The organism is Halomonas sp. B23F22_20 (assembly GCF_043496985.1).
In the GTDB taxonomy this organism is placed as follows: Bacteria; Pseudomonadota; Gammaproteobacteria; order Pseudomonadales; family Halomonadaceae; genus Halomonas.
The window spans coordinates 193757-218615 of record NZ_JBIEKH010000001.1 but is presented as its reverse complement, the minus strand read 5'-3'; the positions used below and the strand labels follow the sequence as shown (position 1 = coordinate 218615).

General features: G+C 63.1%; 29 protein-coding genes, 1 tRNA gene and 1 riboswitch. Of the genes, 4 read left to right on the top strand and 26 right to left on the bottom strand.

Annotation, left to right across the window (positions count from 1 at the left end; all coding sequences use genetic code 11):
* The first annotated feature begins 75 nt into the window (after nucleotides 1-75).
* Both ACGTN6_RS01020 and ACGTN6_RS01015 read left to right on the top strand, forming a co-directional pair.
* Complete coding sequence (locus ACGTN6_RS01020) at nucleotides 76-1200, top strand: efflux RND transporter periplasmic adaptor subunit (RefSeq protein WP_394589369.1); 1125 nt, start codon at nucleotides 76-78, stop codon at nucleotides 1198-1200.
* The gene (locus ACGTN6_RS01015; protein ID WP_394589368.1) at nucleotides 1200-4313 is read left to right on the top strand and encodes an efflux RND transporter permease subunit; all 3114 of its coding nucleotides are present in this window, start codon (nucleotides 1200-1202) and stop codon (nucleotides 4311-4313) included. Before ACGTN6_RS01020 ends, ACGTN6_RS01015 begins: the two co-directional genes overlap by 1 nt.
* Before the next feature lie 20 nt (nucleotides 4314-4333).
* Here the strand turns inward: ACGTN6_RS01015 and ACGTN6_RS01010 are convergent, their stop codons facing one another.
* Complete coding sequence (locus tag ACGTN6_RS01010; protein WP_394589367.1) at nucleotides 4334-4744, bottom strand: VOC family protein; 411 nt, start codon at nucleotides 4742-4744, stop codon at nucleotides 4334-4336.
* A 270-nt stretch (nucleotides 4745-5014) separates the two neighbouring features.
* Between ACGTN6_RS01010 and ACGTN6_RS01005 the strand changes: the two genes are divergently transcribed.
* A complete protein-coding gene (locus ACGTN6_RS01005) occupies nucleotides 5015-5431 on the top strand; it encodes a SpoIIAA family protein (protein ID WP_394589366.1) in 417 nt (138 codons plus the stop codon).
* 1319 nt (nucleotides 5432-6750) lie between these two features.
* On the opposite strand, the gene ACGTN6_RS01000 is transcribed toward ACGTN6_RS01005, so the two are convergent.
* From ACGTN6_RS01000 to ACGTN6_RS00960, 9 genes are all read right to left on the bottom strand, one after another.
* Entirely contained in the window at nucleotides 6751-6939 is a 189-nt protein-coding gene (locus tag ACGTN6_RS01000) for a superinfection immunity protein (RefSeq protein ID WP_183386620.1), read from the bottom strand.
* A gap of 10 nt (nucleotides 6940-6949) precedes the next feature.
* Complete coding sequence (locus ACGTN6_RS00995) at nucleotides 6950-7351, bottom strand: hypothetical protein (protein ID WP_394589365.1); 402 nt, start codon at nucleotides 7349-7351, stop codon at nucleotides 6950-6952.
* Nucleotides 7352-7390: 39 nt separating this feature from the next.
* Nucleotides 7391-7690: a hypothetical protein gene (locus tag ACGTN6_RS00990; RefSeq protein ID WP_394589364.1), complete on the bottom strand. Its 300-nt coding sequence runs from the start codon at nucleotides 7688-7690 to the stop codon at nucleotides 7391-7393.
* Between the two features lie 226 nt (nucleotides 7691-7916).
* Nucleotides 7917-8111 (bottom strand): hypothetical protein, encoded by a 195-nt coding sequence (locus ACGTN6_RS00985; RefSeq protein WP_394589363.1) that lies wholly within the window; start codon nucleotides 8109-8111, stop codon nucleotides 7917-7919.
* Nucleotides 8098-8502, bottom strand: a complete 405-nt coding sequence (locus ACGTN6_RS00980; protein WP_394589362.1) for a DUF5681 domain-containing protein — start codon at nucleotides 8500-8502, stop codon at nucleotides 8098-8100. The genes ACGTN6_RS00985 and ACGTN6_RS00980 overlap by 14 nt, the downstream gene beginning before the upstream one ends.
* Before the next feature lie 21 nt (nucleotides 8503-8523).
* Nucleotides 8524-8925 (bottom strand): hypothetical protein, encoded by a 402-nt coding sequence (locus ACGTN6_RS00975; RefSeq protein ID WP_183386625.1) that lies wholly within the window; start codon nucleotides 8923-8925, stop codon nucleotides 8524-8526.
* 33 nt (nucleotides 8926-8958) lie between these two features.
* A complete protein-coding gene (locus ACGTN6_RS21135; RefSeq protein WP_444875037.1) occupies nucleotides 8959-9654 on the bottom strand; it encodes a hypothetical protein in 696 nt (231 codons plus the stop codon).
* Nucleotides 9655-10073: 419 nt separating this feature from the next.
* Nucleotides 10074-12134 (bottom strand): phage tail tape measure protein, encoded by a 2061-nt coding sequence (locus ACGTN6_RS00965; protein WP_394589360.1) that lies wholly within the window; start codon nucleotides 12132-12134, stop codon nucleotides 10074-10076.
* An 8-nt stretch (nucleotides 12135-12142) separates the two neighbouring features.
* Nucleotides 12143-12724 carry a hypothetical protein gene (locus tag ACGTN6_RS00960; protein WP_394589359.1) on the bottom strand — a complete coding sequence of 194 codons (582 nt, stop codon included), beginning with the start codon at nucleotides 12722-12724 and terminating at the stop codon, nucleotides 12143-12145.
* A gap of 443 nt (nucleotides 12725-13167) precedes the next feature.
* Here ACGTN6_RS00960 and ACGTN6_RS00955 point away from each other — a divergent pair, with 443 nt between their 5' ends.
* Nucleotides 13168-13656, top strand: a complete 489-nt coding sequence (locus ACGTN6_RS00955) for a hypothetical protein (protein ID WP_183386629.1) — start codon at nucleotides 13168-13170, stop codon at nucleotides 13654-13656.
* Between the two features lie 145 nt (nucleotides 13657-13801).
* Here ACGTN6_RS00955 and ACGTN6_RS00950 read toward each other — a convergent pair whose 3' ends face one another.
* The 16 genes from ACGTN6_RS00950 to ACGTN6_RS00875 all read right to left on the bottom strand — a co-directional run bounded on the left by ACGTN6_RS00950 (nucleotide 13802) and on the right by ACGTN6_RS00875 (nucleotide 24435).
* On the bottom strand, nucleotides 13802-14281 hold the full coding sequence (locus ACGTN6_RS00950) for a hypothetical protein (protein ID WP_394589358.1): 480 nt from the start codon (nucleotides 14279-14281) through the stop codon (nucleotides 13802-13804).
* A 549-nt stretch (nucleotides 14282-14830) separates the two neighbouring features.
* A complete protein-coding gene (locus ACGTN6_RS00945) occupies nucleotides 14831-15751 on the bottom strand; it encodes an AAA family ATPase (RefSeq protein WP_394589357.1) in 921 nt (306 codons plus the stop codon).
* 121 nt (nucleotides 15752-15872) lie between these two features.
* Nucleotides 15873-16346, bottom strand: coding sequence for a hypothetical protein (locus ACGTN6_RS00940; protein ID WP_394589356.1), 474 nt, complete (start codon nucleotides 16344-16346; stop codon nucleotides 15873-15875).
* Complete coding sequence (locus tag ACGTN6_RS00935) at nucleotides 16336-16563, bottom strand: hypothetical protein (protein WP_394589355.1); 228 nt, start codon at nucleotides 16561-16563, stop codon at nucleotides 16336-16338. The genes ACGTN6_RS00940 and ACGTN6_RS00935 overlap by 11 nt, the downstream gene beginning before the upstream one ends.
* Before the next feature lie 4 nt (nucleotides 16564-16567).
* Nucleotides 16568-16873, bottom strand: coding sequence for a hypothetical protein (locus ACGTN6_RS00930; protein WP_183386634.1), 306 nt, complete (start codon nucleotides 16871-16873; stop codon nucleotides 16568-16570).
* Nucleotides 16842-17051 (bottom strand): hypothetical protein, encoded by a 210-nt coding sequence (locus tag ACGTN6_RS00925; protein ID WP_394589354.1) that lies wholly within the window; start codon nucleotides 17049-17051, stop codon nucleotides 16842-16844. The genes ACGTN6_RS00930 and ACGTN6_RS00925 overlap by 32 nt, the downstream gene beginning before the upstream one ends.
* The gene (locus tag ACGTN6_RS00920) at nucleotides 17048-17272 is read right to left on the bottom strand and encodes a hypothetical protein (protein ID WP_394589353.1); all 225 of its coding nucleotides are present in this window, start codon (nucleotides 17270-17272) and stop codon (nucleotides 17048-17050) included. The genes ACGTN6_RS00925 and ACGTN6_RS00920 overlap by 4 nt, the downstream gene beginning before the upstream one ends.
* A gap of 445 nt (nucleotides 17273-17717) precedes the next feature.
* Nucleotides 17718-17912 (bottom strand): helix-turn-helix transcriptional regulator, encoded by a 195-nt coding sequence (locus ACGTN6_RS00915; protein WP_394589352.1) that lies wholly within the window; start codon nucleotides 17910-17912, stop codon nucleotides 17718-17720.
* A gap of 157 nt (nucleotides 17913-18069) precedes the next feature.
* Nucleotides 18070-19023 (bottom strand): hypothetical protein, encoded by a 954-nt coding sequence (locus ACGTN6_RS00910; protein WP_394589351.1) that lies wholly within the window; start codon nucleotides 19021-19023, stop codon nucleotides 18070-18072.
* 107 nt (nucleotides 19024-19130) lie between these two features.
* Nucleotides 19131-20384 carry a tyrosine-type recombinase/integrase gene (locus tag ACGTN6_RS00905; protein WP_394589350.1) on the bottom strand — a complete coding sequence of 418 codons (1254 nt, stop codon included), beginning with the start codon at nucleotides 20382-20384 and terminating at the stop codon, nucleotides 19131-19133.
* A 140-nt stretch (nucleotides 20385-20524) separates the two neighbouring features.
* A tRNA-Ser gene (locus tag ACGTN6_RS00900) sits at nucleotides 20525-20612 on the bottom strand.
* Nucleotides 20613-20740: 128 nt separating this feature from the next.
* Nucleotides 20741-21244: a YiiD C-terminal domain-containing protein gene (locus tag ACGTN6_RS00895; protein ID WP_394589349.1), complete on the bottom strand. Its 504-nt coding sequence runs from the start codon at nucleotides 21242-21244 to the stop codon at nucleotides 20741-20743.
* A 2-nt stretch (nucleotides 21245-21246) separates the two neighbouring features.
* Complete coding sequence (locus ACGTN6_RS00890) at nucleotides 21247-21807, bottom strand: nitroreductase family protein (RefSeq protein ID WP_394589348.1); 561 nt, start codon at nucleotides 21805-21807, stop codon at nucleotides 21247-21249.
* A 61-nt stretch (nucleotides 21808-21868) separates the two neighbouring features.
* Nucleotides 21869-22705 carry an NADPH-dependent 7-cyano-7-deazaguanine reductase QueF gene (gene queF / locus ACGTN6_RS00885; RefSeq protein ID WP_394589347.1) on the bottom strand — a complete coding sequence of 279 codons (837 nt, stop codon included), beginning with the start codon at nucleotides 22703-22705 and terminating at the stop codon, nucleotides 21869-21871.
* Nucleotides 22706-22708: 3 nt separating this feature from the next.
* Complete coding sequence (locus ACGTN6_RS00880) at nucleotides 22709-23482, bottom strand: ABC transporter permease (protein ID WP_394589346.1); 774 nt, start codon at nucleotides 23480-23482, stop codon at nucleotides 22709-22711.
* Nucleotides 23479-24435 carry an ABC transporter ATP-binding protein gene (locus ACGTN6_RS00875; RefSeq protein ID WP_394589345.1) on the bottom strand — a complete coding sequence of 319 codons (957 nt, stop codon included), beginning with the start codon at nucleotides 24433-24435 and terminating at the stop codon, nucleotides 23479-23481. The genes ACGTN6_RS00880 and ACGTN6_RS00875 overlap by 4 nt, the downstream gene beginning before the upstream one ends.
* A gap of 266 nt (nucleotides 24436-24701) precedes the next feature.
* Nucleotides 24702-24824: riboswitch (TPP riboswitch) on the top strand.
* The last annotated feature ends 35 nt before the right edge of the window (nucleotides 24825-24859 follow it).

Sequence of the window (24859 nt, the reverse complement as noted above, 5' to 3'; positions counted from 1 at the left end):
GGCTTCAGGCATGCTGTCGCTTTACGTCGACACCCTGCTGCCGAGGGTCACGCTTCCCTCTCTGGACACACGCTCATGAGTCACTCTCTCACCTCGCCTCGCCTCCAGGGTCGACGGCTCGGCCTCGCCGCCATCGCCGCCCTGCTCGGCCTGCTGTCGCCGAACGCGCCGGCCCAGCCGGCCGACGACCGTCCGCTCACCCCGGTGATCGGCGCCCAGGCCGAGCGTAAGGCCTGGTCCGACCCGCTGGAATCGCTGGGCACGCTCTCGGCCAACGAGAGCGTGACGCTTTCGGCCACGGTTACCGATACGGTATCGGCGATCAACTTCGAGGGCGGCGAGCGGGTCAAGCGAGGCGATGTGCTGGTCGAGCTGTCCGATGACGAGGAGCAGGCAGCGCTGCGCGAGGCCCAGGCGCTACGCGTCGAACGCCAGAATGCCGTCGACCGCCTTTCGCAACTGCAAAGTCGCAACCTTGCCCCCCGCGCCGACGTCGAGGACAGCCGCGCGCAGCTTCAACAGGTGGACGCCACCATTCAGGGGCTGCGGGCCCGGCTTGAGAACTACCGGGTCAAGGCGCCCTTCGACGGCGTGGTCGGGGTGCGCGATATCAGCGCCGGCAGCCTGGTGACCCCGGGCACCGAGCTGGCCACCCTGGACGACATGTCGCGCATGAAGCTTGACTTCGAAATCCCCGAGGTGCAGCTGGGTTCGCTGGCCCGCGGGCTTACCCTCAGCGCCACCACCGCGGCCTATCCGGAACGGGTGTTCGAAGGCGAGGTCGCCACCGTCGATTCCCGGGTCGACCCGGTCAGCCGCAGTGTCGCGGTGCGCGCCCTGCTCGACAACCCCGAGCGCCTGCTGCGGCCCGGCATGCTGATGCGCGTCACCCTCGACCGGCGCCCGCGGCAAGCGCTGGTGATCCCGGAATCCGCCGTGGTCGTGGAGGGGCGCTACCAGCGCGTGTGGATCGTCACCTCCCGGGAGGACGGCACGATCGAACGCCGCGACATCACCGTCGGGGCCCGTCGCCGCGGCGAGGTGGAGGTCACCGAGGGCCTGGCAGCGGGCGACCTGGTGGTCAGCCATGGTGCCGATCGCCTGCACGCCGCTGCCCGGGTCCGGCTGATCGGCATCGAGGACGACTCGACCAGCGTCAGCGATATCCTGCGGGCCGACCGCCAGGGAGATGACGCCTGATGCGCCTGTCCGACATCTCCGTCCAGCGCCCGGTGCTGGCCATCGTCATGGCGGCGCTGATCGTTGCCTTTGGCCTGCTGGCCCTCACCCGCCTGCCGCTGCAGGAGTATCCCACCATCGATCCGCCGGTGGTCAGTGTCAGTACCAACTACCCTGGCGCCAACGCCGAGGTGGTCGAGACCCGCATCACCCAGGTGCTGGAGGAACGCATCGCCGGTATCGCCGGCATCGAGGTAATCTCGTCCTCCAGCAGCGACGGCGAATCCGATATCAACATCGAATTCAGCCTCGCCACCGACGTCGACGCCGCCGCCAACGACGTGCGCGACCGCATCTCCGGGGCCGCGGACAACCTGCCCGACGAGGCCGACCCGCCCGAGGTGCGCAAGGAGGACACCAGTTCCGAGGTGGTGATGTGGCTGATGCTCTCCGGGGCGGGTTACACCACCGCCGAGCTCACCGACTACGCCGAGCGCTACCTGGTCGACGGTTTCTCGGTGCAGGAGGGCGTCTCCGGGGTATTCGTCGGCGGCGGCCGGGAATACGCCATGCGCGTGTGGCTCGACAGCGATGCCCTGGCCGCTCGCGGGCTCGCGGTCAGCGACGTGGAGGACACTCTGCGCGAAGAGAACGTGGAGCTGCCGGGCGGCGCCGTGGAATCCGCGGATCGCCAGTTCATTGTGCGCCTGCCGCGCAGCTTCGCCACCCCACAGGACTTCCGTGAACTGGTGCTCGACCGCGGCGAGGACGGCTACCTGGTACGCCTCGCCGACGTGGCCCGAGTCGAGCTGGGGACCGTGGAAGAGCGCTCGCTGTTTCGCGGCAACGGCGAGACGGTGGTGGGCCTGGGCATGGTCAAGCAGTCCACCGCCAACGTCATGGCGCTCTCCGAGGCGGTGCGCGCCGAGATGGAGCGCGTGGCACCGAGGCTGCCCGAGGGCATGAGCCTGTCGCTCAACTATGATGCCTCCAACTTCGTCTCCGATGCCATCCGTCAGGTAGTCACCACCCTGCTGATCGCCATCGGCCTGGTGGTAGTGGCGATCTTCGTGTTCCTCGGCAACCTGCGCAGCACCCTGGTGCCGGCGGTGACGGTGCCGGTGACGCTGATCGGCACCTTCGCCGCCCTGGCCGCCATGGGCTTCACCATCAACCTGCTGACCCTGCTGGCCCTGGTACTGGCGATCGGCCTGGTGGTGGATGACGCCATCGTAGTGCTCGAGAACATCCACCGACGCATGCACCTTTATGGCGAGACTCCACTGGTAGCGGCCTATCGCGGGGCCCGCCAGTTGGCCTTCGCGGTCATCGCCACCAGCCTGGTGCTGATTGCGGTATTCGTGCCGCTGAGCTTCATCCAGGGCGACGTGGGCAAGCTGTTCACGGAGTTCGCGTTGACCCTATCGGCCGCGGTGGCCATCTCTACGCTGCTGGCGTTGACACTGACGCCGATGATGGCCTCCAAGATCCTCTCGCCGCACCTGCACGAGGGCCGCCTGGCCCACTGGGTCGACGACGGCCTGCACTGGGCCCAGGGCCTCTACCGCCGCTGCCTCGAGGCGGTGCTCGCGCTGCGCTGGCTGGTGGTGGCCGGCTTCGTGGCCCTGCTCGCCGCCCTCGCCTGGCTCTACCCCCAGCTCCCCGCGGAGTACACGCCACGGGAGGATCGCGGCACCTTCTTCGTGCTGATCAACGGCCCGCCCGGCGCCACCTTCTCCTACATGGAAGACTACATGGACGAGGTCGAGGCCAGGCTGCTGCCGCTGCGCGAGGACGGCGAGGTCGAGCGGGTGTTGATCATCTCCCCCCGAGGCCGGGGCAATACCGAGAACTTCAACTCCGGTTTTGCCATCGTCGGCCTCGCCGACTGGGCCGAACGCCGCGCGGCCTGGCCGATCATGAACGAGGTGCGCCAGACCCTGGCCGAGCTGCCCGGTATCCGCGCATTTCCGATCATGAGCCAGGGCTTCGGCGGCGGCAGCGAGCAAGGCGTCCAGTTCGTGCTGGGAGGAGGCAGCTACGAACAGCTGGCAGCCTGGCGCGACGCCCTGCTGGAGCACATCCGACGGGACAATCCCGGGCTGCTCAACCTGGAAAGCGACTACGAGGAGAACCAGCCCCAGCTCAGCGTCAACATCGACTACACCCGGGCGGCGGATCTCGGCGTCACCGTCAGCGAGATCGGCAGCACCCTGGAGACCCTGCTGGGCGGGCGCACCGTCACGCGCTTCACCGACCAGGGCGAGGAATACGACGTGATCCTCGAGGGCGAACGCGGCGCCACGCCGACGCCGAGTGCCCTGGAGAGCGTGCGCGTGCGTTCGGCGCGCACAGGCGAACTGATCCCGCTGTCGAGCCTGGTCGAGCTCGAGACCTACGCCGGACCCAGCCAGCTCAACCGCTACAATCGCCTGCGGGCGATCACCGTCCAGGCGGACCTGGCCGACGGCTACTCCATGGGCGAGGCGCTGGCGTACCTCGAGAACGCCGTGGACGAGGTGCTGCCACCGGGCGTGCAGACCGACGTCAAGGGCGCCGCCCGGGACTACCGCGAGTCAAGCGGCGCTACCACCTTCCTGCTGGTCCTCGGCATCCTGGTGGTGTTCCTGGTGCTGGCCGCTCAGTTCGAAAGCTTCGTTCATCCGTTGGTGATCATGCTCACCGTGCCGCTGGCCATCGGCGGCGCCCTGCTCGGCCTGTGGCTCAGCGGGCAGTCGCTGAACATCTACAGCCAGGTCGGCCTGGTGATGCTGGTGGGTCTGGCAGCCAAGAACGGCATCCTGATCGTGGAATTCGCCAACCAGCTGCGCGACCAAGGCACCGCCTTCCGCGATGCCCTGCTGCGCGCCGCCATGACCCGGCTGCGCCCCATCGTGATGACCTCGGCCACCACCATCGCCGGCTCGGTGCCGCTGATCCTCTCCAGCGGCGCCGGCGCCGAGACGCGCCTGGTGATCGGCACCGTGATCTTCACCGGGGTGGCCGCGGCGACCTTCTTCACCCTGTTCGTGGTGCCGGTCGCCTATGACCTGCTGGCTCGGCGCACCGGCTCACCAGGAGACGTGGCCCGCCGCCTGGAGCACGAGATAGGCGAGGCGCCGGCCCGACACTGAGCCGAGCACCGGGCCCGACATCACTCGACGCCGGGCCCGACCCACATGAAGGGGTTGTAGGCCACCTCCCAGAGGTGGCCGTCGGGGTCGGCGAAGTAGCCGGAATAGCCGCCCCAGAACACCGCCTGGCCCGGCTTGACCAGCCGAGCCCCAGCCGTCACCGCCAGGGCCAGCACCTCGTCCACCTCGGCCTCGCTGGCTACGTTGTGAGCCAGCGCCACCCCGCGAAACCCCTCACCATCGGCACTGACGCCGGCATCCTCGGCCAGCGCCTCTCGCCCGTAGAGCCCCAGCCAGGTGCCATTGAGGGGAAAGAAGGCCACACTCGGTGGCGATTCCATCCGCTCCCAGCCCAAACCCTCGGCATAGAAGCGCACCGACCGCTCGAGGTCGGCGACACCCAGTGTGATCATGCTGATGCGCGCTTGCATGGCGTTCTCCGTAGACGTGTCGCTTAGGTTTTGTACGAAAAGTCGGCGAGCGATGGCCAGACAAGACAAAAATCGGTGAAAAGACGGACCGGGCTCGCGCGCGAGTTTACGCGGTGTAAATGCGTACGTTGAGCCGATGTTTAACGCCGTATGGGCAAGCGCAGACAGTTTTCGTACAGAGCCTAGTGTAGGCGTCTCGCGCCATGCGCGATGCCCCAAGAGACTATGCTGCATAAGGAATCATAACCGCCGCATCGAGGAGAACCTACCATGCTCGAACTCCTGCCCTCAGGCGCCGACCATGTGGTGGCCATGAAGGTCAGTGGCCGCGTCACCGCGCCGGACCTCCAGGTGGCCATCGATGCCATCGAGGCCGTCAAGAAGACCCAGCCCCGCATCAGCCTCTATACCGAAATCGACGCGATGCGCTGGATGACCTTCACGGCGTTTCTGCGTGACCTGGGCTATGGCCTGACCCAGGTGGGCGACCTCGATCGTTACTACCGTGCTGCGGTGCTCAGCGACAAGCATTGGGTGCGCCACCTGGCCCGGCTGGAGAACCGACTGTTCAAGCATCTGGAGGTGCGCGCCTTTGCGGTGCGACACAAGCCTGACGCCCTCGAATGGGTTCGCCACCTGCCTGAACATCCCGTTGCCGGCTCCGAACAACCTGGCTCCCGACGCTAGGCAAACGATAAAAAATGCCCCCGGAGCGGGGGCAAAAAAGGGAATGAGCAGGGCCGAAACAACATGAGTGGCGATGGTGGGGAAGTCGCCGTTGCCAGGAGGGAACAGGTCCGCTCGGTCTGGATCTGGAGCGGCTCACGCCCGACAGACCACGAACTCGGCCTCAGGGTCCGGCTCGGATGTGTCCCCGCGCTCTCATGATGTCTCTTCTTGCTGCGGAGAATCGCACGGCATCAACAGCACGCAGGGTAAGAGATCGATGAAAACAGCGTAGACAAACAATGGCTCCGGGGCTGAATGATAGCCAAAGCTCATGGCGCTACATACCGGGAAGCGCGGAAACCATATGCCAGTCAGAATATCTGCATATTCAAATTAAGACATAACGTATAGCGAGGTCAGTACCGTTTCAGGATGATAGGAGGCTCACGAAACGGAGACGTATGAATGCCAGAAATCGAACTGGTGCCTTCCCCGTTAGGCCACTGGATGATGATGTGCTCGTGTGGCGCAACAGAGATACGCTCGCCCAAGGGGCCGAACTGGACAAGTTTCGAGCTCCGGTCCCTCGATGAAACCAGCTACCGGATCACCTGCGGAAGCTGTGGCCGAATGACCCAACGCTACAGCTCCAAGGCAGGGGAAGTCGGCAACCGGCCCGAATAGCCCCCTGGGCAGCAGAGGGGATCGGATTCACCGACATGTTTCACCAAGCGGGACGACTCACGCCACGAGCCACCTTCCCAAGGCATGGGCCCAACGCTTGGTATAAACGCAGAAAAGGGAGCCAACCTCTAGGTTGACTCCCTTTCAAAATTCTTGGCGGAGGGGGAGTCCCCTCGTATTTCTTATAAATCAATATCTTGTTGATGAATTCCCCACATACCCAACAAAGAGCCTCACATTAAGAATGCTATTCCATGATACGGGGAGATACCTCTGGCAAGCACTCTTCACCTCCACTGCGACGGCTCTCATCGTGGCTGGGTCGGGCTCAGATTCCTACCCTTCTGGCGCCTCGATGCTATCCCCGTAGCAACGGGCAGCCAGGTGATAAGCGCGGGATGCTGGCGGTTTCCCGGTTTCAAACCGGAAAACGTGACGCCGAGTCACAATTGCGGGCTCTCGGGGCGTTTGGCAGGCGGTGCGATGATCGTCGCATCGGGGCGGTCAGGCTAGCCGGCTGGGATTCCAGCCAGGGGCGACCGGGGCAGGGTGTCACAGGTCACTCGGTGGGGGAGGCACTCCCCGGTATCAGGGTGGTGCCAACAAAAGGTGAGAGATTCCCACCTTTTCGCCAGAAGCTCGGCAGCGGGCCGCTACCTCGCGGGTGCCTGGTCGTTCATGCAGGCCCAGACCAGGGCGACCACCCAGCCGATGAAGGTCCAGCCGAGGAAGAGATTCAGCATCGAGATGGCCACCGCATTCTCCTTGGACCGCATGACGGCCACGATCAGCGGCAGGAAGTAGACCACCACGGCGACGAAGAGCATCAGCAAGGCTTCCATGTCCTGTTCCTCATAGCTTGTAGTTTCGGCGCAGTATGCCACGGATCTCGGGTTCAGCCTCCTCGAACCCCTTCTCGAGGAAGCGTGGCTCGCCCCGCGGATCCCAGAACTTGCCGTCGTTGGAAGCGAAGGCCTGGCGGCCATCCGAGGTGCCAAAGGCCTGCACCGAGGAGCGTGGCTGTCCTTTCAGCTTGCCAGACGCCTCGTGGACGTAAAGGGCATAGGCGGCCGTATAGCCCGCGATGCCTCGGGTGCCGGTGAGCGTGTTGGTGACTTGGCGGTATCGAGAGTTGATCAGGTTTGCGGTGTCGATCGGCGTCAGCCGGGCGGCATACCCTTCTGCAGTAATGAGGATCTCGGTCATCGCCCGCTCGGTGACACGACCTCGAATCTCCTTCACCAGCCGGCCCATGTTCCGCCTGACGTTCTTTCCTCCGCGGCCAGCCATGCCTCACCCCTCCTCATCGAAAAGCCGGGCGCACAGCACGACGGCATCCCGCCCATAAGCCTCATTGATCTCTGCATCATGGCGCCGCCATAGCGCGTCGTCGTCTTCGCCATCCTGCCTCAGGGTGGTGATTCCTGAACCATAGCGACCATGCAGTGTAGACGCCTGCCAGCCCAGCAACGGCAACGGCTTCGGACCGGTCTCGGCCGGCTCGAGGATGATCCGGCGCACGTGCAAGCCATCACCAGATGATCCGGCATCGCTTTCCAGGGCCTCCAGGCGGCGCTTGGTCGATGCCCTCACCCCATCACCTCCCGATAGACGCGCTCGGCCTCGCTGGGCCCAACCGGGCGCAGCCGGCTTGCCTGAATGCCCCCATCGAGAATGCTTCGATATTGCCGGGCGGCCTCATGGGGGCAAGCAGTGGGCTGATAGACCGGCACTGGCCGACGTTGCCGGCCGACTCCAGCTCGAGCCTCAAGCACATCGAGGCGAGCCGCATTCCTGGATCGCGCCATCTGGAACCTCCTCATTGCTCTAGGTGGGTCGATGTCGAGGGGCCAAGAGTGGCCGCAATGCGCCGGGCCCGCTCCTGTGCCTCTTCCGGAGTATCGCCGCCGATCCGGGCCATGGTCGCGCCGCTCTCGTCTTCGACCCGAGCGAAATAGCGACGCGGCAGGGGTTCTCCCCACCGAAAGTCAGGATTGTGGTCAAGGATCCGCATTTCTCTCTCCTTCCAGGGCCTCAAGGCGCCGAACGATCTCATCGACTTCCTGCACCTTGACCAGGCCGGCAATGGCGGCAATCAGCTCTTTCCCGGTGGCGGGGTCGAGGTCGCCGGCAGCGATCGCAGTCAGCACGCTGTCCGCCTTCTCGGTGAGCGTCTCGCCTTTCAGCTCGAAGCGCACCGGCTCGGCTTGGGGCTTGTAGGCCGGCGTCAGACGTTCGAGACAAAGGCGCAAGGCCTGGGCGTCCTCGGAGAGCGCCATTTCCACGGCTTTGGCCACCAAGGCCTTGCCCTTTGGCTCCAACTCATTACGCCAGGCTGTGCGCCGATCCGGGCGGCCCCTTGGCCGCCCTTTCGGGTTCCCTGACTGCCCCGGCTTGAATGCCATCCTGTTCTTTCCTTGTTCTGTTTAGCGGGACGGCATGGTGCCGAGGTCATCACTGGAGCCCCCTCGGGCGTCGCGGCTTGGCATGGTGTCGTAGAAGCCTGCCTGGCGATTCGCCACAGTAGCCTCGCGCCCCCAGCGGACATGCTTCTTGAGGTCGGCACTGCCAGCCTGGATCGCGGCCAGGCCTTCAGCATCAAGGCTGCCCAGCACCTCTCCTTGCTCGTTCACGATCTCGCCACGCTCAAAGGTGTCGCCGTCCCGGTCGCCGACGTTCTTCTTAAAGACCACGGTTCCCTTCTCGTCATACAGGGTCAGGTAGAGCTTCCCACTCTGATTCTCCAGCTCTTCAACCGGGTCCTTGTCGCTGGACTCGGGTGCAGCTACGTTGCCCTGGAAGGCCGGAAGTAGTTGATTACCGAACATGTCGTTGTCCTCTATCGGTTGGGCTTTTCCCGCTCAGTTCAGGCGCCGGGCACCGTCAGCATCAGCGGTCGCTAGGGTGTAGCTCTCGGACAGGTGCACGCCTTTGCGCAGCTTGCCTTGCTGATAGCTCCAGCGCTGATTGGCGAACAGGGCGGCGTGGAAGGCCTCTACACGGCAACCCTGGACAGCATCTCGCCACAGTGCTGCAAGCTCGCCATACTCCGGCGCTTCAGGATTGGCCACTGGCATATGGGTATGGCCATGGTCGAGACGCACGGGCTCGAAGTTTCTGTATCGATCGTAGGCGTAGCCGATAACGCGCTTCTCTTGCTGGCTCCACCCGGCCTGGATGATTACCAACTCCTCCACGTCACTCGGGATCGTTTCGATCAGACTCTTCAGCATCTCAGGTACCAGGTGGGCGATGTCAGAGATGTCACCATCGGGCATCTCGCCCGCGATCCGCATTGGCCATGCCGCGGTGTGCGTGAAAGCCCCTGAGCCACCGACCAACATGTTTCGATTCGGCAAGCAGGTGATTTTTTCGACCATTTCGCCGGAGAACGGCTCGGGACGTTCACCATTTCCAATAAAGGTATTATGAGCCGCTTCGAGAGTTGACTTGGTAGCGCCCTGGGCGACTGGCTCTAACTTTCCGCCTTGCCACAGCGCGTGGTCTTGGGATAGATAAGCCCGCTCCGGCGTGATGGTTAGGTTCAACGTGGTCATGGTTGGATCTCCGAGTTTATGGATAGTGGACCGGCTATTGTGACGGCAGCAGCAGCGCCTGCTTGAGCAGCCGCAACACCTGCCGTTGACCAACCCGCAGTGCTAGCAGCCGTAGCAGCAGCGCCACCCGTATAGAAGGAAGCGACAGCAATGGCGATCGTCGCAATCGCGCGGCCAATACCGTCGTCCTCCGGGGAGGCGGCGATCAGCACCTGAGCTCCAGCCGACAGAGGCTCCCCCCATCGTTCTCGCGGCCATATCTCGCCATCCACCTGGGCTGTGACGTTATCTGCCATATCCGGGAAGCACCCGGCTAAGGACGACCCTGCCGGGATATCGCAGGTGACAAGGTCATTCCGCAAAGGATGGGGTCGTGCCACCACCCGAGCGGTCTCGTGTACTGGCATAGCGCCTCCTGGTTAGGTGGATTGCCGGCGAGCGCCGAACTTGCGCATCGTGCGGTCCATCTGGCCGCTCGCGAACATCTTGCTCACCGTGCCCTCGACCTTGCGCTCAAGATAGAGATCGAGCTGTCGTGACCCGTCAGCGCCCTGAGATTCGCGGCGCGTGACCTGAGTGTCACCATCGGCATGAATGTTGATCTCCACTCCTGGGGCGGCGCCAATCACACCGGCCGTCCCAGATCCTCCAACGCGACCACCTTTCAGATAGCCGCGAGTGTTCTTGAGCTGCTCGAGCATCGGCAGCATGCCAGGCTGATCGACTACCGCCTTGGGCATGACGAACTCGCCTCGGTGAACGATGCCCGCCACGTCGAACTTGCTTCCGTCGCCGGTGTAGCCGCCATTAGCGAACCCCACTGAGCCAAGAAAGCCCCCGGCCGACGTGTTGTAGGCCCCCGGCCCCGAAACACCTCCGCCCCCGAAGAACCCCCCGATCGAACCAGAGATCGCATTGGCCAGGGGCTCAGAGACCGTCTTGCGCAGGGTGATCCGGGCGATGTCCTCGGCAATGCCCTGGAGTACGCTGCGCAGCCCTTCGCCCTCGAGTACGGCATCCTCGAAGGCCGACTGGAAGGTGAAGCCCAGGTCTCGCGCGGCGTCACTGACCTTGTCCATGGCCTGACTGCCAGACGTGCCATAGGCCTCAGCCACCGTCTTGTTGCTGCGGTAGCTGTCCTCCAGGTCATTGAGCAGCGCCCCCAGTTCGGTCGCGGCCATACCCTCGCGAACGGCGTAGCTGATCAGGGTCAGCTTGTCCTGCATGTACTGCCGCTGAGAGGCTTCGAGAGGGCGCAAGTCGTCGCGCAAGCCGCGATAGGCTCGACCCAGCTCGTCTACGCTTTCCTTTTCATCTTCCAGAGGGGCCCCCAATCCAGGCAGTCGGGTCTTGGGCGGCGTAAGCGGGTCCAAGTCTAGGGTGTCAGGCACAGTGACCCCGGTATCCAGATTCAGCAACTCCTTCTTCCGGTCGATAAGGCGCCCATATTCCTCCTGCAGCTCCTGCAGGGCCTGTACAGCATCCTGGGCCTGAGGCGAGTTCTCCCCGAACAGGTCGATACGCGCCTCGAGCCTGGCCTTGTCATCGAAAAGGCGCTCAAGCTCGGCATTGATGCCGGCAAGCGAGCGCTTGGCCTCGTTATCACGGAAGGAGTCCATGAAGATGTTGAAGCCGCGAGCCAGCGCAGCCAGCCCCTCGCTGGTAGTCTCCAGAGATTCCTTGATCAGGCTGTCGAACTGCAGGACGGCGCGGCTAGTCTCGGTACGGATCTGCTGGCCAAGCTGGTTGAATCCCTGGGCTAGCTCTCTCAGGCGCTCAACCTCCGACTGAGAAAGCACGGCATTGAGGTCACGGGCCTCCTTGGCCATGTCCCGAAGCGCCCGAGCGTTGTTGGTCAGGAGCGGCTGGAGGCGCGATGCTTCATCGGCCACGCTCTCGAGATAGAAGACCTGCTCCTCCATCGAGAGATTGGCCGCGTCCATGCCTTGCTGAAGCTTGATGAGCACTTGGGGGCCGGAGAGATTGCGAAACTCCTCCGCCGTCTGCCCGACCAGTGGAGCGATGTTCTCGAAGTAGTCGGCGAGCTCTCCGCCTCCTGTTGCCAGGAAATCGCCCACGCGGTCCTGACTGTCACGGAAGATGTCGGCGAGCCTCTCCTGCTGGACATTCACGCTCTTGGCCGCGTAGGCCAACTGCTGATAGGCCTCGACTGACACGCCGGCCTGACGGGCCTGGCTGGTCAGCTCCTGGGCCGACTGCGCAGCGCGCTGGGTTAATACCAGCATCGCCGCCGAGAGCCCTGTGAACGCCGCCGTGCCGGCTATGGCCACGGACTTCACGCTAGCGGCAATAGGCCTGAGCTTAGAGAAAGAGCGGGAGACGCGATCGCTCCCATCCTTCACGTCATCCAGCCGGCGCTCCATACGCTTTGAGGAGCGGGACACATCCCGTTCAGCCTCGAGAAGCGCTTCAGTCTGCGCATCTACCGTGAAATGAATCCCGCCGAGATCACCGTCCATACATCACCTCAATCCAGGGGATAGCTCTTGGCGTGCCCCGGCCCCACTGGAAAACCGTTCTCGCCCTGGTGCATGACGACTTCGGCCCGCTCGAACATGCCCTTCCCAACGCTACACACGCGGCGGGAGGTGAAGGCCCCCACATTCGGAACCTCGATGGTGTCCTTGGCGCCAGACTTGTCGATGATCTTGAGCGCGCCGGCATGTACCGCTTGTGCCTGCTCCCGAATCTCGGCATAGCGATCCAGGTGGCTGGCAAGCGTTTTCCAGGCCTCGTCAATGGCTGCCGCGGCCTCTTCTGCTTGCTCTGCCAAAGCGGAATGTTCATCCACCACGCCCTTGAGCTTGGTCTGGGCGTCCTCGGCCCTGGCGATCGGCAGCCGAGCCTCGAGCGCCTGTCGCTCCACTCGCAGTCTCCGCGCCTGGCGCTCGGCCTCCAGGTGCGCGTCCTCGACTGCATCAACGTCGCCGCCATCGGCGATGACCCTACCCAGCTCGGCATCGAGATCCCGGGCATCGAAGGCACGTTGTTCCTCGGTGATCTCGGCCAGGCGCTGCTCGACGGCCTCAAGACTCATGGTGTTGATCATGCTGGTTGCCCTCCGGGGCGGTGTGGTTGAGGGGTCTGCTCGCTGATGAAAACCAGCCAGCCGGCGGCATTTACGTCGCCACGTTCAGCGGCTTGCTGCAGGAGCTGGTAATAGCTGGCGATGGCCGCTTTGCCGGGGCGAATGTTGCGGGCTCCGGCTGGACGGCCGCCTCGCTTCCCTTGGCTCATGACGTATCACCTCGGTGGATGGAATCGCATTTTTGTTGGGTATATTGTTGGTTATTTGTAGTTTATACCCATAAACCATTGTTTTCAAATACTCCGATGCGGACCACATCTCCGCCAAACACCGCGACGTGAACCATGACCGATGTCAGGCAACGGGGTGGTACGGGGTGGAACAACAAAACTCGGTCGGGCACCATCTGGGTGGCCAGCATAGAGACTGGTGGAATAGAGCAAACAGGATCGTAGGGAACCAAAATGAAGAAGATCATTCTTGCCGCGGCCGCATCACTCACTCTTGCGGGGTGTGCGGGCCCCTCAGTGATGCCACCCAACACGTCCACGGGGAACCAAACGGAAGCCTACAGCGCTGACTTTGATAGCGTTTGGGAAGGTGCCGTTGACTGGTTCGCCGTCAACAACATCCCAATCAAAAATATCGAGAAAGATTCTGGAATCATCGGCTCCGAATACACACTTGGGGCAAACTACTCGCAGATTGACTGCGGCACCGTTAATCCAGGTGCGATGCACATCCTGCTCAACCAGAATGTAGTGGCCAATATCAATGTTCTAGTCCGAGAAACAAGTGCCGGCACCACCGTCCAGCCCAACGTTTTTGGACACGGAACAGCAATGCTGCGAGATAACTGGAACGGTATGCCCGTACAGCTCCGGCTTGATAACTGCGTCAGCACTGGCGAGCTCGAAAGAAGCTTGCATCAGTACCTCAGCAGGAGCCTGTAATGCCCCCTTTCGCGGGTTTCATGGTCTTTGAGGAAGGCGTGGGACAAGCGGCCGACGACCTTGTTCTTTCTCTGTTCTGATCAGCAGCAACCAAATCGGCCCCGGCAAGCGACGGGGCCGATGGTGGGCAAGGTTCGGGCAAGGGTCAGTGCAGCGGCTTAGTTGGTGTGGTGCGTAGCTGGTCGGCTATGCCCATCTTCTCGGCATAGGCCAGCAAGTCCTCCTCGCTGGCGCCCAGCGCCTGGGCCAGATCGGCCAGGTTGAACAGGGGGCGCCCCTCCTCATCGACGCCTGACGGCTTCAGGCCTGGAAAGAACTCCTCCATGCCGTCGCGCAGCGTCTCCAGGATTGGGCCGCGCAGGAACATCGGATGATCCTCGTCATGGGCGCGGTGAATCATCGCCTCTGTATCGTTCGGGGACACGCCTCCAAAGAAGCGGTTGCGGGCCATTCGCTCGACGTTCTCCAACAGGGCGGCTATATGTGACGCCAGCGGCCTCTCCAAGCGTTCCGGTGGCATAGCCAGGCGATGGGCGGCCCAAGCCTGGCCGGGCGTCAGGTGTCCAATGCCAAGGCCATGGGTGGCAGCATGGGCCAGAGTGCCGCGGGTGATGGTGTCGGTCATGGGCATATCCTCCAGGTCAGGGCGTCCGGTGGTCGTGCTGCATGCGCCAACTGTCAGGCCGAATGAGGGCCAACAAGGTGCGGTTGGCGGCCCGCCTTCCAGCATTCTCCTGGCGATGTGGCTTGGGCTCAGCTTCGGCGGCCTGCATCCAGGTCTGGATGTACCGCCTGGCAGCTCTCTCCATCGCCAACGGCGGGAGGGTGGCCAAGCGCGACCACACGTATTGTCGATCCTCTCGAAGAAGCGGCACCTGGCCGGCGATCCACTCGAGCCAGTCGGTCCGACTCGCCGCCTCAGGGTCAGGTTCTGATGCAACTCCGGAGGGCTCGCCAGGGGCTAAAAGTTGCACGGTTTCAGGGGTGTCGGTTGCAGCCGAGTTGCAATCACGGTTGCTTTCAATCTCTCGCAACCGCTTGTCTGCCAAGGCTTTGAGTCCGCCGGTTGCACTCCCGGTTGCATCCTGACCCCGCGAAGTTGCCCCCTTGGACTGGGAAAGTTGCGGGTTGCATCCCCTAGGGGGTGCAACGTGCAACTCTGGACGATCGCTCATCACTCACCCCCTCCCTTCTTGGCCAGCAGGCCTTCCCGCTCGGCCCGCTTGCGATACCGAGTGGCCGTGCTCTTGTGGATGTCCAGCTCTCGGGCCGCCTCGGTCGGTGACAGCCCCTCATTGAGGAGGTCAACGACCCGCTGATAGGTGCTCTCCTGGAGCGGGAGCCAGGACCAGGTGGTGCCCCCGCTTGGGGAGCTGACCAGCTCGATCTCTCGCCCCTTGGCGTCGTCACCGTAGAAGCCCCGGTTCTTCTCGAAATGAAGCTCGAACTTGGCGCCCTGGGCGTCGTCGTCCTCGCCTTTCGGGTAGCGGAGCGCGATGACGGTATCCAGCACGTCCTCCCGGCGACTGGTGCCACGCTGCTGGCCGCCTTTGCCGGCGTGGTGGACGAACAGCACCGTCTTCCCCTGGGCCCGCATACGCAGGGCCCATTCCTGCACCATCAGCCAGCTTTCGCCTTCGTTCTCCTTTCCGGTCCGACAAAGGGTCGCGATGTTGTCCACAACGATGAGCTTGGCGGGATCGGTGAAGGGCTCGAGGGCCGTTTGGCCTTCCACGGTCGAGAGGTCCGGCATCCCCCTGGGCTGCAAGTCAGGCGTCAGCAGCTGCAGGGCCTCGGGCGCCGCCTCGTGCTCAGTGCTCTGGATGATGCTTGCGAATCGCTCCTGCAGGGCGATGGCCGGCATCTCCCCGTCCAGGTAGAGCACCGGTGCCGGTGAAGGCGCTTCCCAGCCAAGAAAGGATCCTCCGGCAGCGACAGCGTAGCCCGCATACATCGCGAACCAGGTCTTACCGATGCCCCGAGGCGCGTAGACCATGGCCAGCCCGCTGGTGGGCAGCCAGGGCGCCAGGAGCATGGTTCTCGGCGGGATGTTCAGGCCCAAGAAGTCTCCCAGGCTGATGGACTTCAGCGCCATCGATGCCGCGGTTTCCTCATAAGCACTTGCTGGCGGCGTCGGAGGCCCCTCACTGGGCACCGGCCTCAGCTTGGCCGCGGTGTTGGCTCGCTCATCGAGCCAGCTAGCCCCTGTGTCACGTTCAGACATGGCAACCCACCTCCTCCGCGGCACCGCGCAGGCGCCCGACGGCCTTGGCCAGGCGGTCCAGGTCGGTGCGCTGGAGAGGCTTGCCAGACTGCACCGCCTCCGCCGCCAGCATGACCACCACCGCCTCCCTGGAGATGGCAGCCAACACATCCCGGGGGACCCAGCGCTCGCCGGATCGCTTGCTTGTGCGGAAGGCCTCCTGTTCCCGCTGGGGGAACAGGTCGGCCAAGGACATGCCGACGGCAGCCATCACATCCGCGGTCGGGCATCCGGTGAAGCACTTCACCAGCAGTGTGCCATCCTCGGTCTCTCGGATTGCCAGGCTCGGCGATCGGTCATCATGCGCTGGGCAGCATGCAAGCCACCTGCCCGTGCCATTCACCTTTACCTTGTCCAACCGGGCGAGGAGCCGGTGCACATCGGCCCCGGTCCGATACTCAGCCCTCGGCAGCTGATCAGCTCGCATGGAAGGGCCCTCCTCCGTTGCGGCGGACTTCCTCAAAGCAGCCATGGATCGAGCGGATCGTATCCGCGATGTGCCCCGTGGCATCGACCAGGGGCTGGTGATGAGCCTGGGGATGACCGGCATCGGCCAGGGCATGGGCGACGGCATCCACCCGATCGCCCAGCGCCAGCAGCTCTTGAGTGGCCTTCACCAGGTCGGCAGCTTGCTCATACGTCATAGCCTCAATGCCTCCCCTGCTTGTTCCCTGCGACCGTCTCGAAGGGAAGCGCCTCGATCTCGTCCACCAGCGCGCTGGCTTCTCGCTCGGTGAGCTCGCCATACCACTTCATGATGAGAATGGCGCCACCGCAGAAGAGCTTCCGGCTATTCAGCTCATCCTCGGTGCTGCTCTCGAGCAGCGTGTCCAGGGAAGCCGTGAGAGGATGGGCCCGGTGTCGCCCCATGAACTCGTCGATCCACATGCGAGCGTCCTGCGCCACGTTCAGGCGAATGGTTTTATCCGGCATGGTCACCTCCACTGCCTGCATTGATCTCCTGGATTTTCGCCGTGTGGTAGGCGAGGTTCTCCATCAGCCCGGACATGATGTCGTCGTTCAAGACGTTGTGATCTTCCTGGCCGCCGTAGTGATCAACCAGCAGCTCGGCCAATGCCCAAGCCTGGCGGGCGTGCGAATCGATATGATCAGAGGTGGTGGAGTAGCTCATGCGTCGCCCTCCTCATCCTTCAGCTCGCGGGCGAAGTCGTCGAAGTCGCAGGCAGCGATGTCGGCGGAATCATGGGAAAGACTGGCGATACGCTTGGCGTGCTTGATGGCATCGGGCTGATCCGACTCCATCAGCACCACGATGGTCTTGAACATCGTGGCGGCGTTTTGCAGGTGCTCACTCGCCAGGGTCAGGTTGTCGTAGTGATCGGTGTGATTCATGACGCCACCTCCTGGCCGGCAACGCGGGCCTCCAGGCGGCGAGCTTTCTGGATGTGGTGGTTATAGCGGCGCAGCCGAACGGCGGCGCTTGAATCAGAGAAAAGGGCTGATTTCGCCATCGCTCGATGAGCAGCGGCGCGTGCGGACGCACTTCGGGTAAGGAGGGGGATCATGGGTCTGACTCCTGTATCTGTGGAGTCGTCCCCGGCTGCGGCCAAGCAGCTGATGGGGGCGACTGTACGCGGGTTGGCCGACCGGGGATACAGGATCCCGGCACACCCGAAGGTGTCCCGCGCACAGCCGCCATAACGCATAGCGGACACAAAAAAAGCGCCTGCTATGAGAGGGGCGCTTGTGCGCCTGCATCCTTTCGACCGGCCAAGGTCGGCCACGGAATTTGCCGTGACGCCCCCATGGTAGTGAGACGGGATGATATGCGCAAGCATTAGGCGACCTCCTCGCGGGAGGATTCCCACGCTTCAAGGTCGGCCAGGTTCCAGCGGGTGCAGTTGTCGCCCAGCTTCTTGGGCTTGGGGAAGTCGGCGCGGGCTTTTGACCACCGCCAGATGGTGGCCACTCCCACGCCGTATCGAGTGGAGACTTGCTTTGCCGAGAGCCATGTGCGCTTCTGCTCTTCCATGTAGTATCACCTCATGCTTTTGAGTTGCATGAGATATGCTGGCGCCACAGAAGCCTGTATATAATTACAAGATGGGAAAGTTTATATGCATGCTTTCTAAGGCGGAGGAATTGGAATTCGTTTCATGTCCCCCGGAAAAGCATTCAATTCCCAAGCATCACTTTTGCATGCTATCCATTTCAGCAGCTTTTGAAGTGATGTCATCTAGATAAAACCGGTCTCCTTCAAGGCGCTTGAAAAATCCGCCTACCGTTCTAGAGGGGCGCATGTCGAGCTCGCTGAAGCGACCATCAGGGAAAAGTGCTTGAGCCATGCACTTGGCGGTGATGCTGGATTCGGTTAGACAAGCCCATATCTTCAGATCAGCATATGCCGCTGCCCGATAGTCAAAAAGCTTTCTGACTTCAGACGGGCGGGCCTTTGGCATTGATCCTTCATCGCCGTAATTTTTTATCAGGTAGCGCCTTATCTCTTGGACTTGGGCATCGATCGTTGGGTGGCCTTCGATAATGATGAAACTGCTGCCGTCATCTCCATGCATTGGGATATGCTCAAACATAGCATCACGGACTTCTTCAAAATCCCAGCCATAGCGGTCAGCCAGTGACTGTGCGGACTCCTCGACCCTGCGGATAAGCTCCTGATTCCTTTTCATGAAGTCCATCGCATCCCATAAGGTAACTCGATTTACACCTGCCCTTATTCTTGGGCAAAAATCATCCCCAAGGATGCCCTTAGCGGCCTGCTCCACCTGATCAGATATCTGTTCTTCTTCTCTATCAGCTTCATCCAGCTCCTCAGCCACGTCCTTCTCGTTATAAAGATGTCGCTGGACCCTAAATATCTCCATGATGGGCTTCATATAAAGGCGATGAAAAGGTTTTTTTGCCGACTCGGCAAGGCTATTAAGCGCCGCCTCTATCTCCTCTTCTGAAGCCATATACTTAGCCCCTTCTTCCTTGTACATCATTGAGGCTGCGACCCACCAAAAGAAAAAGCGGTCGCTAACGGCCATGGCGGCCTCATGGGGTTTTTTGTCTTCCCACATCTCGTATGGACGAATGTCGAACCACTCTGGCAGTTCGCTAACGTGGCGAATCATCTTGCTCATCGCGCTACTCCTGCGCTTACTCCATCTATTGAGGAGGCCGGCCAGTGCGGTGGAGTGTGCCGCACGTTCGGGAGCGACCCTAGGCCAGCCAAAAGGGGCAGCGCCGGCTATTCGGCAGACGCCTTGTTCTCGCGAATCGGGGTGACATTCCCAGCCTTGGCGGGCGAGGTGTCGATGAAGTCGGCCCACTGTTCCATCAGCTTAGCCCGCTTGGCCAGCAAGTCGCCGCGCCGGTAGGCCGCTTCGGCGTCGTTCTTGATGGTGTGCGCCAGGGCCATCTCGGCGATGTGGTGCGGGGTGCTGGTGCGCTCGGCCGTCCAGTCACGGAACGTCGACCGGAGGCCATGAACGGTGGTCTTGTCGCTCATGCCCATCCGCTTGAGTACCGCGGACATGCCAGCATCGGAGAGCCTGCCGCCCCGCGGCGCACTGAAGATGAGGCCGCCGCCTTTGTTGGGCATGCCGCGCAGCAGCTCGACAGCCGCGTCTGAGAGGGGCACGCGATGCTCCTTGCCAGCCTTCATGCGCTCGGCAGGGATGGTCCAGACGCGGTTCTCCAGGTCGATCTCTTCCCAGCATGCGGAACGGGCCTCATTGGACCTCACAGCGGTCAGCGTCACCAGTTCGAGGCAGCGGGCAGCCTCGCCTTTACGCTTGCGCAGGGCGGCCATGAAGTCGTGCACCTCGTCGATCGGCAGGGCCCGATGGTGCTTCACCTTGGCGATGCGGGTAGGCGCCGGCAGGATGGCATCCAGGTTGTTCTTCCAGACGGCCACGTTGGGAGCGTCCCGGTAGCCATGCGCCGAGGCATAGGCCAGCACTGTCTCGATCCGCTGGCGAACCCTGGTCATGGTCTCGGTCTTCTCCTCCCAATACGGCTCGAGAACCTGGACGATGTGGGGTAGCTCGATGTCGCCGACCGCCATCTTGCCGAGGATCGGATAGGCGTAGGCCTCCAGGGTGGAAGCCCACTGCTTGCCATGCTTTGGATTGCTGGCCTCAGCCTGCTTCTTCTTGATCACCGCGGCGGCGCATTGCTCAAAGGTGATGGCCTTGGCCTGAGCAGCGATGAGCTCGCTTCGCTTGGCCTGGCGCTCGAGCACGGGGTCGATGCCCTCCTCTCGGATCCGACGCTTGAGCTCGGACGCATCCTCCCGCGCCCGGGCCACGGGCACCTCGCTGGCACTGCCGAGCCCGATGTCCCGGCGCTTGCTGCCCACTGTCGTCCTGAGGATCCAGGAGCGGCCACCGTTCTTGCTCACCTGCAGGTGCAGGCCCGGCGCACCGCCCACGGCGTAGAAGCCAGGATCGACCAGCCGCTTGATCTCCAGGGGGGTGAGTGCCTTCGCAACCTTGGGCATATCCGCCTCTCACATCCTACCCAACAAAAAAGTTTGTGATTGGATGGTAGTAGGTGATACGGGCTAATACAAGGAAATGGCGTAACGGCGGGACCCAGACACGAAAAAGCCGCCTCGATGGGCGGCTTAATCTGCTGTTCTGGCGGAGGGGGAGGGATTCGAACCCTCGAAGCCTTTCGACTTACACACTTTCCAGGCGTGCTCCTTCGACCACTCGGACACCCCTCCGCATTGTGGTTCCCAAGCCTGAGTCGCGCTGCCTTCTCCTCGAGAACGGCGCACATATTATCGGCTTAAGTGCGCGATTGCAAGCCGTTTTTCGGCTTTCCGTTCATTCCCTTCCATGGGTCGCCACCCTACCCGGCCGGCAACACCGCGTAGTCGCCGCGCGCCTCGAGACACAGGGTCTCGTCGCACCACAGGCGTTGGACCAAGGCGATACGCCCCTTGCCACCCTGCGACAGGCGTTCAGCGAGCCTTGCCGCACCTTTATCGGCTTCGGGCGTGCAGACCAGCCGGTAGTCGCCGGTGACCGGCGCCAGGAAACGCTGCTCGGCCTTGGCCACTACCACGTCGCGTTGGAAGCCGTGCCGACGCAGCCAGAGCGTCGTCCAGCACCAGCCGAGCAGGGTGGTCTGAGCGGCCAGGGAACCGCCGAAGCCGGTGCCCTTGTCGTTGAGGCTCGGCGAGAGCCCAAGCCGCCACTCGAGGACATCGCCGTCACGCTGCATCGCCTCGATACCGAGATGCCCGACCATGGGTATCGCCTCGCCGAGCCAAGCCAGGAAGGCCGCCGGATCGTCCTCGTCGCCCAGCGATGGCAGCGGCAGTCGGGGATAGGGAATGCCTGGTTCGCGCACGATCAGTCCCAACGCTCGACGAAGGCATCGATGTCATGCTCGGGCACCGGTCGATGGCGCCCCCCAAGTTGGCCAACATAGAGAAAGGCGACCAGCTCGTCGTCCTCGGCCAGGCCGAGCCCCTTGCGCACCGTGGGATCGAAGGCGTACTTGCCGGTCCGCCACATGGCGCCGAGCCCCTGAGCATGGGCGGCCAGCAGCAAACCGTGAGCGGCACAGCCGGCGGAGATAACCTGCTCCACGCGTGGCACCTTGGGCTCATCGGGAACGACCTTGGCAATCACGGCGATGATCATCGGTGCGCGCTTGGGCTTCTTGCGCGCGGCTTCGAGCACGGCGTCCTTGGCGTGCGGATCCTCTCGAAACTCGGCTTCGGCAAACAGTTCACCGAGCCGGTCGAGCCCCTCGCCGGAGAACTCGATGAAGCGCCAAGGCCTTAGCTCCTTGTGGTCCGGAGCCCGCAACGCCGCCCGGTACATCGCCTCGAGCTGTTCAGCGTCAGGCGGCGGCCCCATCAGCTTGCCCATGGAACTGCGTTCGTGAAGCAGCGTCATCGCATCCATCAAGATCTCCTTGCCAGGATTCAAACGAGAAGAGTTCTCGACACTCTATCAAGCCGCGACATCACTGTCTCGACAAACGAAGAGGCGTCGGCGGTCGCTCCCCGGGGGTGCCGCGCCAAGGACTGATGTCGAGCCCGCCGCGTCGCACATAGCGCGCCAATACCAGCAGCCGCTCGGGCCGGGCCCTCTCCATCACGTCCATGAAGATGTGCTCGACGCAGTGCTCGTGAAAATCCTGATGCTGGCGATAGCCAATCAGGTAACGCAGCAGGCCGTCGCGATCGAGGCGCGGCCCTCGGTAGCGGATCATCACGCTGCCCCAGTCGGGCTGGCCGGTGACCGGGCAGTTGGACTTGAGCAGGTGGGAGTACAGCGTCTCCTCGACGATCTCGTTGCCGACGACCAGGTGCTCGGCGCTGGGCGTGTAGTCATCGACCGCGATGTCGCGATCGTCGATGCACTCTCCGGGCAGGCGGCGCGGTGCCAGCTCAGCATCGTCGACACCGAAAAGCTCAACGCTCACGGCAGCGCCGGCCGCGGCGGAGAGGTCGCACTCCATGATCGCCTGGACCTCGTCCCGAGAGGCAAAGCGGGTCTGGTTGAAGCCGTTAAGGTAAAGCTTCCAGGACTTGGACTCGATCAGCCGCGGCGAGTCCGCCGGCAGCCGGAAACGCGCCACGGCGACGATCGGCTTGCCACGCGCATTGAGCCATGAGACCTCGAAGGCGTGCCACTCGTCCTCACCGACGAACGGCAAGGCTCCCTCCTCGATACCCAGCGGCGCGCGGTTGGCGGCGCGGGGAATAGGGTAGAGCAGCCCGGCATCATACTGCTCGGGGTAGGCAGATTCCCGGCCAAGGGGAGCCTCGGCCAGGGTCTCGGGTCGATCGTGTGCCATCGGTTAACTCCTGATGCCCTTGCCATTGTCGAGCATCCACAGGGCGACGCCGAAGAGTACCACGATGAACGCCAGGATGGCGGTGAGCGCCCAGCCTACGGGAATGTCGGAGACGCCCAGAAAGCCGTAACGAAAGACGTTCACCATGTAGAGGATCGGGTTGAGCATCGAGGCGCCCTGCCAGAAGGCCGGCAGCAGCGAGATCGAATAGAACACCCCGCCCAGGTAGGTCAACGGCGTCAGCACGAAGGTCGGCACGATGGAGATGTCGTCGAACTTCTTGCCCAGCAGTGCGTTGATGAAGCCGCCGATGGCGAACAGCGCCGCGGTCAGTACCACCACCACGATGGTCAACAGCGGATGCGCCACCTCGAGCCGAGTGAAGAACAGCGACACCAGGGTCACGATCACGCCGACGCCCAGGCCACGCGCCATCCCACCCAGCACGAAGCCGGACAGGATGACCCAGTTGGGCATCGGCGAAACCATCATCTCCTCCACGCTGCGCTGGAACTTGTTGGAGAAGAAGGAGGACGCCACGTTGGAGTAGCTGTTGGTGATCACCGCCATCATGATCAGCCCGGGAACGATGAAGTCCATGTAGCTGAAGCCATCCATGGCCCCGATGCGCGAACCGATCAGGTTGCCGAAGATGATGAAGTACATGGTCATGGTGATCGACGGCGGCAGCAGGGTCTGCGGCCAGATTCGCGTGAAGCGCTTGATCTCCTTGACCACGAGCGTCCAGAGGGCGATGGCGATCTGGGTGGCGTTCATGCACTGACCTCCTGGTCCGCTTTCCCTGTTTTCTTCCCGTCTTCCACCATGGAGACGAACATCTCCTCGAGTCGGTTGGCTCGGTTACGCATCGACATCACCTCGATGCCCTGCTCGCCCAGCGCATCAAAGACGGCGTTGAGGCGCTGGCCGCGATGCACCATGACCGACAACTGGGCGTCATCCACTTGCCGGACATCGAAGCCCTCGATCGCCGGCAGCGTCTCGAGCGGATGCGCCAGGTCGAGCAGGAAGGTCTCGGTGTCCAGCTCGGCAAGCAGCTCGCGCACGCTGGTGTCACGGATGATCTCGCCGTGATTGATGATGCCCACATGCCGGCACAGGCTCTCGGCCTCCTCCAGGTAGTGGGTGGTAAGGATGATGGTGGTGCCCTCTTGCTCGTTGATGCGGCGCATGTATTCCCACATGCTGCGGCGCAGCTCGATGTCGACACCGGCGGTGGGCTCGTCGAGAATCAGCAGCCTGGGGCGGTGCATCAGGGCACGAGCGATCATCAGCCGGCGCTTCATGCCGCCGGAGAGCATGCGGGCACTCCCGTTGCGCTTGTCCCACAGCCCCAGGTCGCGCAGCAGCTCCTCGGCGCGTGGCAGAGCCTCGCGGCGCGACATGCCGTAGTAGCCGGCCTGGGCCATCACGATGTCGATGACCTTCTCGAACTGGTTAAAGTTGAATTCCTGGGGGACCACACCCAGATGATACTTGGCACGGGCGAAGTCCTTGTCGATGTCGATGCCGAAGATCGAGACTTTGCCGGCGGTCTTCTGCACCAGCGAGCAAACCACCCCCAGGGTGGTGGACTTGCCCGCGCCGTTGGGCCCCAGCAGGGCATAGAAGTCGCCTCTGGCGACGTCGAGGTCGATGCCCTTGAGGGCCTGGAAGCCATTGCCGTAGACCTTGGTCAACCCACGGATGGACAGAGCCGGTTCGGCCATGAAAGATCCCGTCCAGAAAATGAATGTCGCGCCACGCCTGCCCGCAGCAACAGGCGGACAGGCTCGCCATGCAGCACGTGGGGCGCTATGAGATGGGGGCGCCGCGGCGCAATTCAAGCGATGCCCAGGGCCATCCGCGCCTCCGCACGTCCGTCCCCGAAGGTCGCGCCCGCCCATCTTACGCCATTGGCCTGACGATTCGCATGCTAATCGGGTTGGCGTTCGCCGACCCTGTTGACCCCGCGATGCCGGGTCTCTAGGCTTGATCGCATTCCTGGGGGAGTCCTGACGGACTGAGACTCCGTCGCCGCGCCAATGCCATGCGACGACGGTAACCCTTCGAACCTGATCCGGATCATGCCGGCGAAGGGAAGGAAGTGCCTTCTGCCACGCTTCTCACCCAACGCATTCGCGCCCTCTCGCA

Excerpts from the sequence above, each read along its gene's own strand:
- ACGTN6_RS00980 (WP_394589362.1), bottom strand. The coding sequence starts at position 8,502 with ATGGCATTCAAGCCGGGGCAGTCAGGGAACCCGAAAGGGCGGCCAAGG.
- ACGTN6_RS00880 (WP_394589346.1), bottom strand. The coding sequence starts at position 23,482 with ATGAACGCCACCCAGATCGCCATCGCCCTCTGGACGCTCGTGGTCAAG.
- ACGTN6_RS00875 (WP_394589345.1), bottom strand. The coding sequence starts at position 24,435 with ATGGCCGAACCGGCTCTGTCCATCCGTGGGTTGACCAAGGTCTACGGC.
- ACGTN6_RS00940 (WP_394589356.1), bottom strand. The coding sequence starts at position 16,346 with ATGCGAGCTGATCAGCTGCCGAGGGCTGAGTATCGGACCGGGGCCGAT.
- ACGTN6_RS01015 (WP_394589368.1), top strand. The coding sequence starts at position 1,200 with ATGCGCCTGTCCGACATCTCCGTCCAGCGCCCGGTGCTGGCCATCGTC.
- ACGTN6_RS00890 (WP_394589348.1), bottom strand. The coding sequence starts at position 21,807 with ATGGATGCGATGACGCTGCTTCACGAACGCAGTTCCATGGGCAAGCTG.
- ACGTN6_RS01020 (WP_394589369.1), top strand. The coding sequence starts at position 76 with ATGAGTCACTCTCTCACCTCGCCTCGCCTCCAGGGTCGACGGCTCGGC.
- ACGTN6_RS00935 (WP_394589355.1), bottom strand. The coding sequence starts at position 16,563 with ATGACGTATGAGCAAGCTGCCGACCTGGTGAAGGCCACTCAAGAGCTG.
- ACGTN6_RS00975 (WP_183386625.1), bottom strand. The coding sequence starts at position 8,925 with ATGTTCGGTAATCAACTACTTCCGGCCTTCCAGGGCAACGTAGCTGCA.
- ACGTN6_RS00905 (WP_394589350.1), bottom strand. The coding sequence starts at position 20,384 with ATGCCCAAGGTTGCGAAGGCACTCACCCCCCTGGAGATCAAGCGGCTG.
- ACGTN6_RS00945 (WP_394589357.1), bottom strand. The coding sequence starts at position 15,751 with ATGGCGCTGAAGTCCATCAGCCTGGGAGACTTCTTGGGCCTGAACATC.
- ACGTN6_RS01010 (WP_394589367.1), bottom strand. The coding sequence starts at position 4,744 with ATGCAAGCGCGCATCAGCATGATCACACTGGGTGTCGCCGACCTCGAG.
- ACGTN6_RS00965 (WP_394589360.1), bottom strand. The coding sequence starts at position 12,134 with ATGGACGGTGATCTCGGCGGGATTCATTTCACGGTAGATGCGCAGACT.
- ACGTN6_RS00955 (WP_183386629.1), top strand. The coding sequence starts at position 13,168 with ATGAAGAAGATCATTCTTGCCGCGGCCGCATCACTCACTCTTGCGGGG.
- ACGTN6_RS00995 (WP_394589365.1), bottom strand. The coding sequence starts at position 7,351 with ATGGGCCGGCTGGTGAAGGAGATTCGAGGTCGTGTCACCGAGCGGGCG.
- ACGTN6_RS21135 (WP_444875037.1), bottom strand. The coding sequence starts at position 9,654 with ATGACCACGTTGAACCTAACCATCACGCCGGAGCGGGCTTATCTATCC.
- ACGTN6_RS00925 (WP_394589354.1), bottom strand. The coding sequence starts at position 17,051 with ATGAGCTACTCCACCACCTCTGATCATATCGATTCGCACGCCCGCCAG.
- ACGTN6_RS01000 (WP_183386620.1), bottom strand. The coding sequence starts at position 6,939 with ATGGAAGCCTTGCTGATGCTCTTCGTCGCCGTGGTGGTCTACTTCCTG.
- ACGTN6_RS00950 (WP_394589358.1), bottom strand. The coding sequence starts at position 14,281 with ATGACCGACACCATCACCCGCGGCACTCTGGCCCATGCTGCCACCCAT.
- queF (WP_394589347.1), bottom strand. The coding sequence starts at position 22,705 with ATGGCACACGATCGACCCGAGACCCTGGCCGAGGCTCCCCTTGGCCGG.
- ACGTN6_RS00985 (WP_394589363.1), bottom strand. The coding sequence starts at position 8,111 with ATGCGGATCCTTGACCACAATCCTGACTTTCGGTGGGGAGAACCCCTG.
- ACGTN6_RS00915 (WP_394589352.1), bottom strand. The coding sequence starts at position 17,912 with ATGGAAGAGCAGAAGCGCACATGGCTCTCGGCAAAGCAAGTCTCCACT.
- ACGTN6_RS01005 (WP_394589366.1), top strand. The coding sequence starts at position 5,015 with ATGCTCGAACTCCTGCCCTCAGGCGCCGACCATGTGGTGGCCATGAAG.
- ACGTN6_RS00930 (WP_183386634.1), bottom strand. The coding sequence starts at position 16,873 with ATGCAGGCAGTGGAGGTGACCATGCCGGATAAAACCATTCGCCTGAAC.
- ACGTN6_RS00910 (WP_394589351.1), bottom strand. The coding sequence starts at position 19,023 with ATGAGCAAGATGATTCGCCACGTTAGCGAACTGCCAGAGTGGTTCGAC.
- ACGTN6_RS00920 (WP_394589353.1), bottom strand. The coding sequence starts at position 17,272 with ATGAATCACACCGATCACTACGACAACCTGACCCTGGCGAGTGAGCAC.
- ACGTN6_RS00960 (WP_394589359.1), bottom strand. The coding sequence starts at position 12,724 with ATGATCAACACCATGAGTCTTGAGGCCGTCGAGCAGCGCCTGGCCGAG.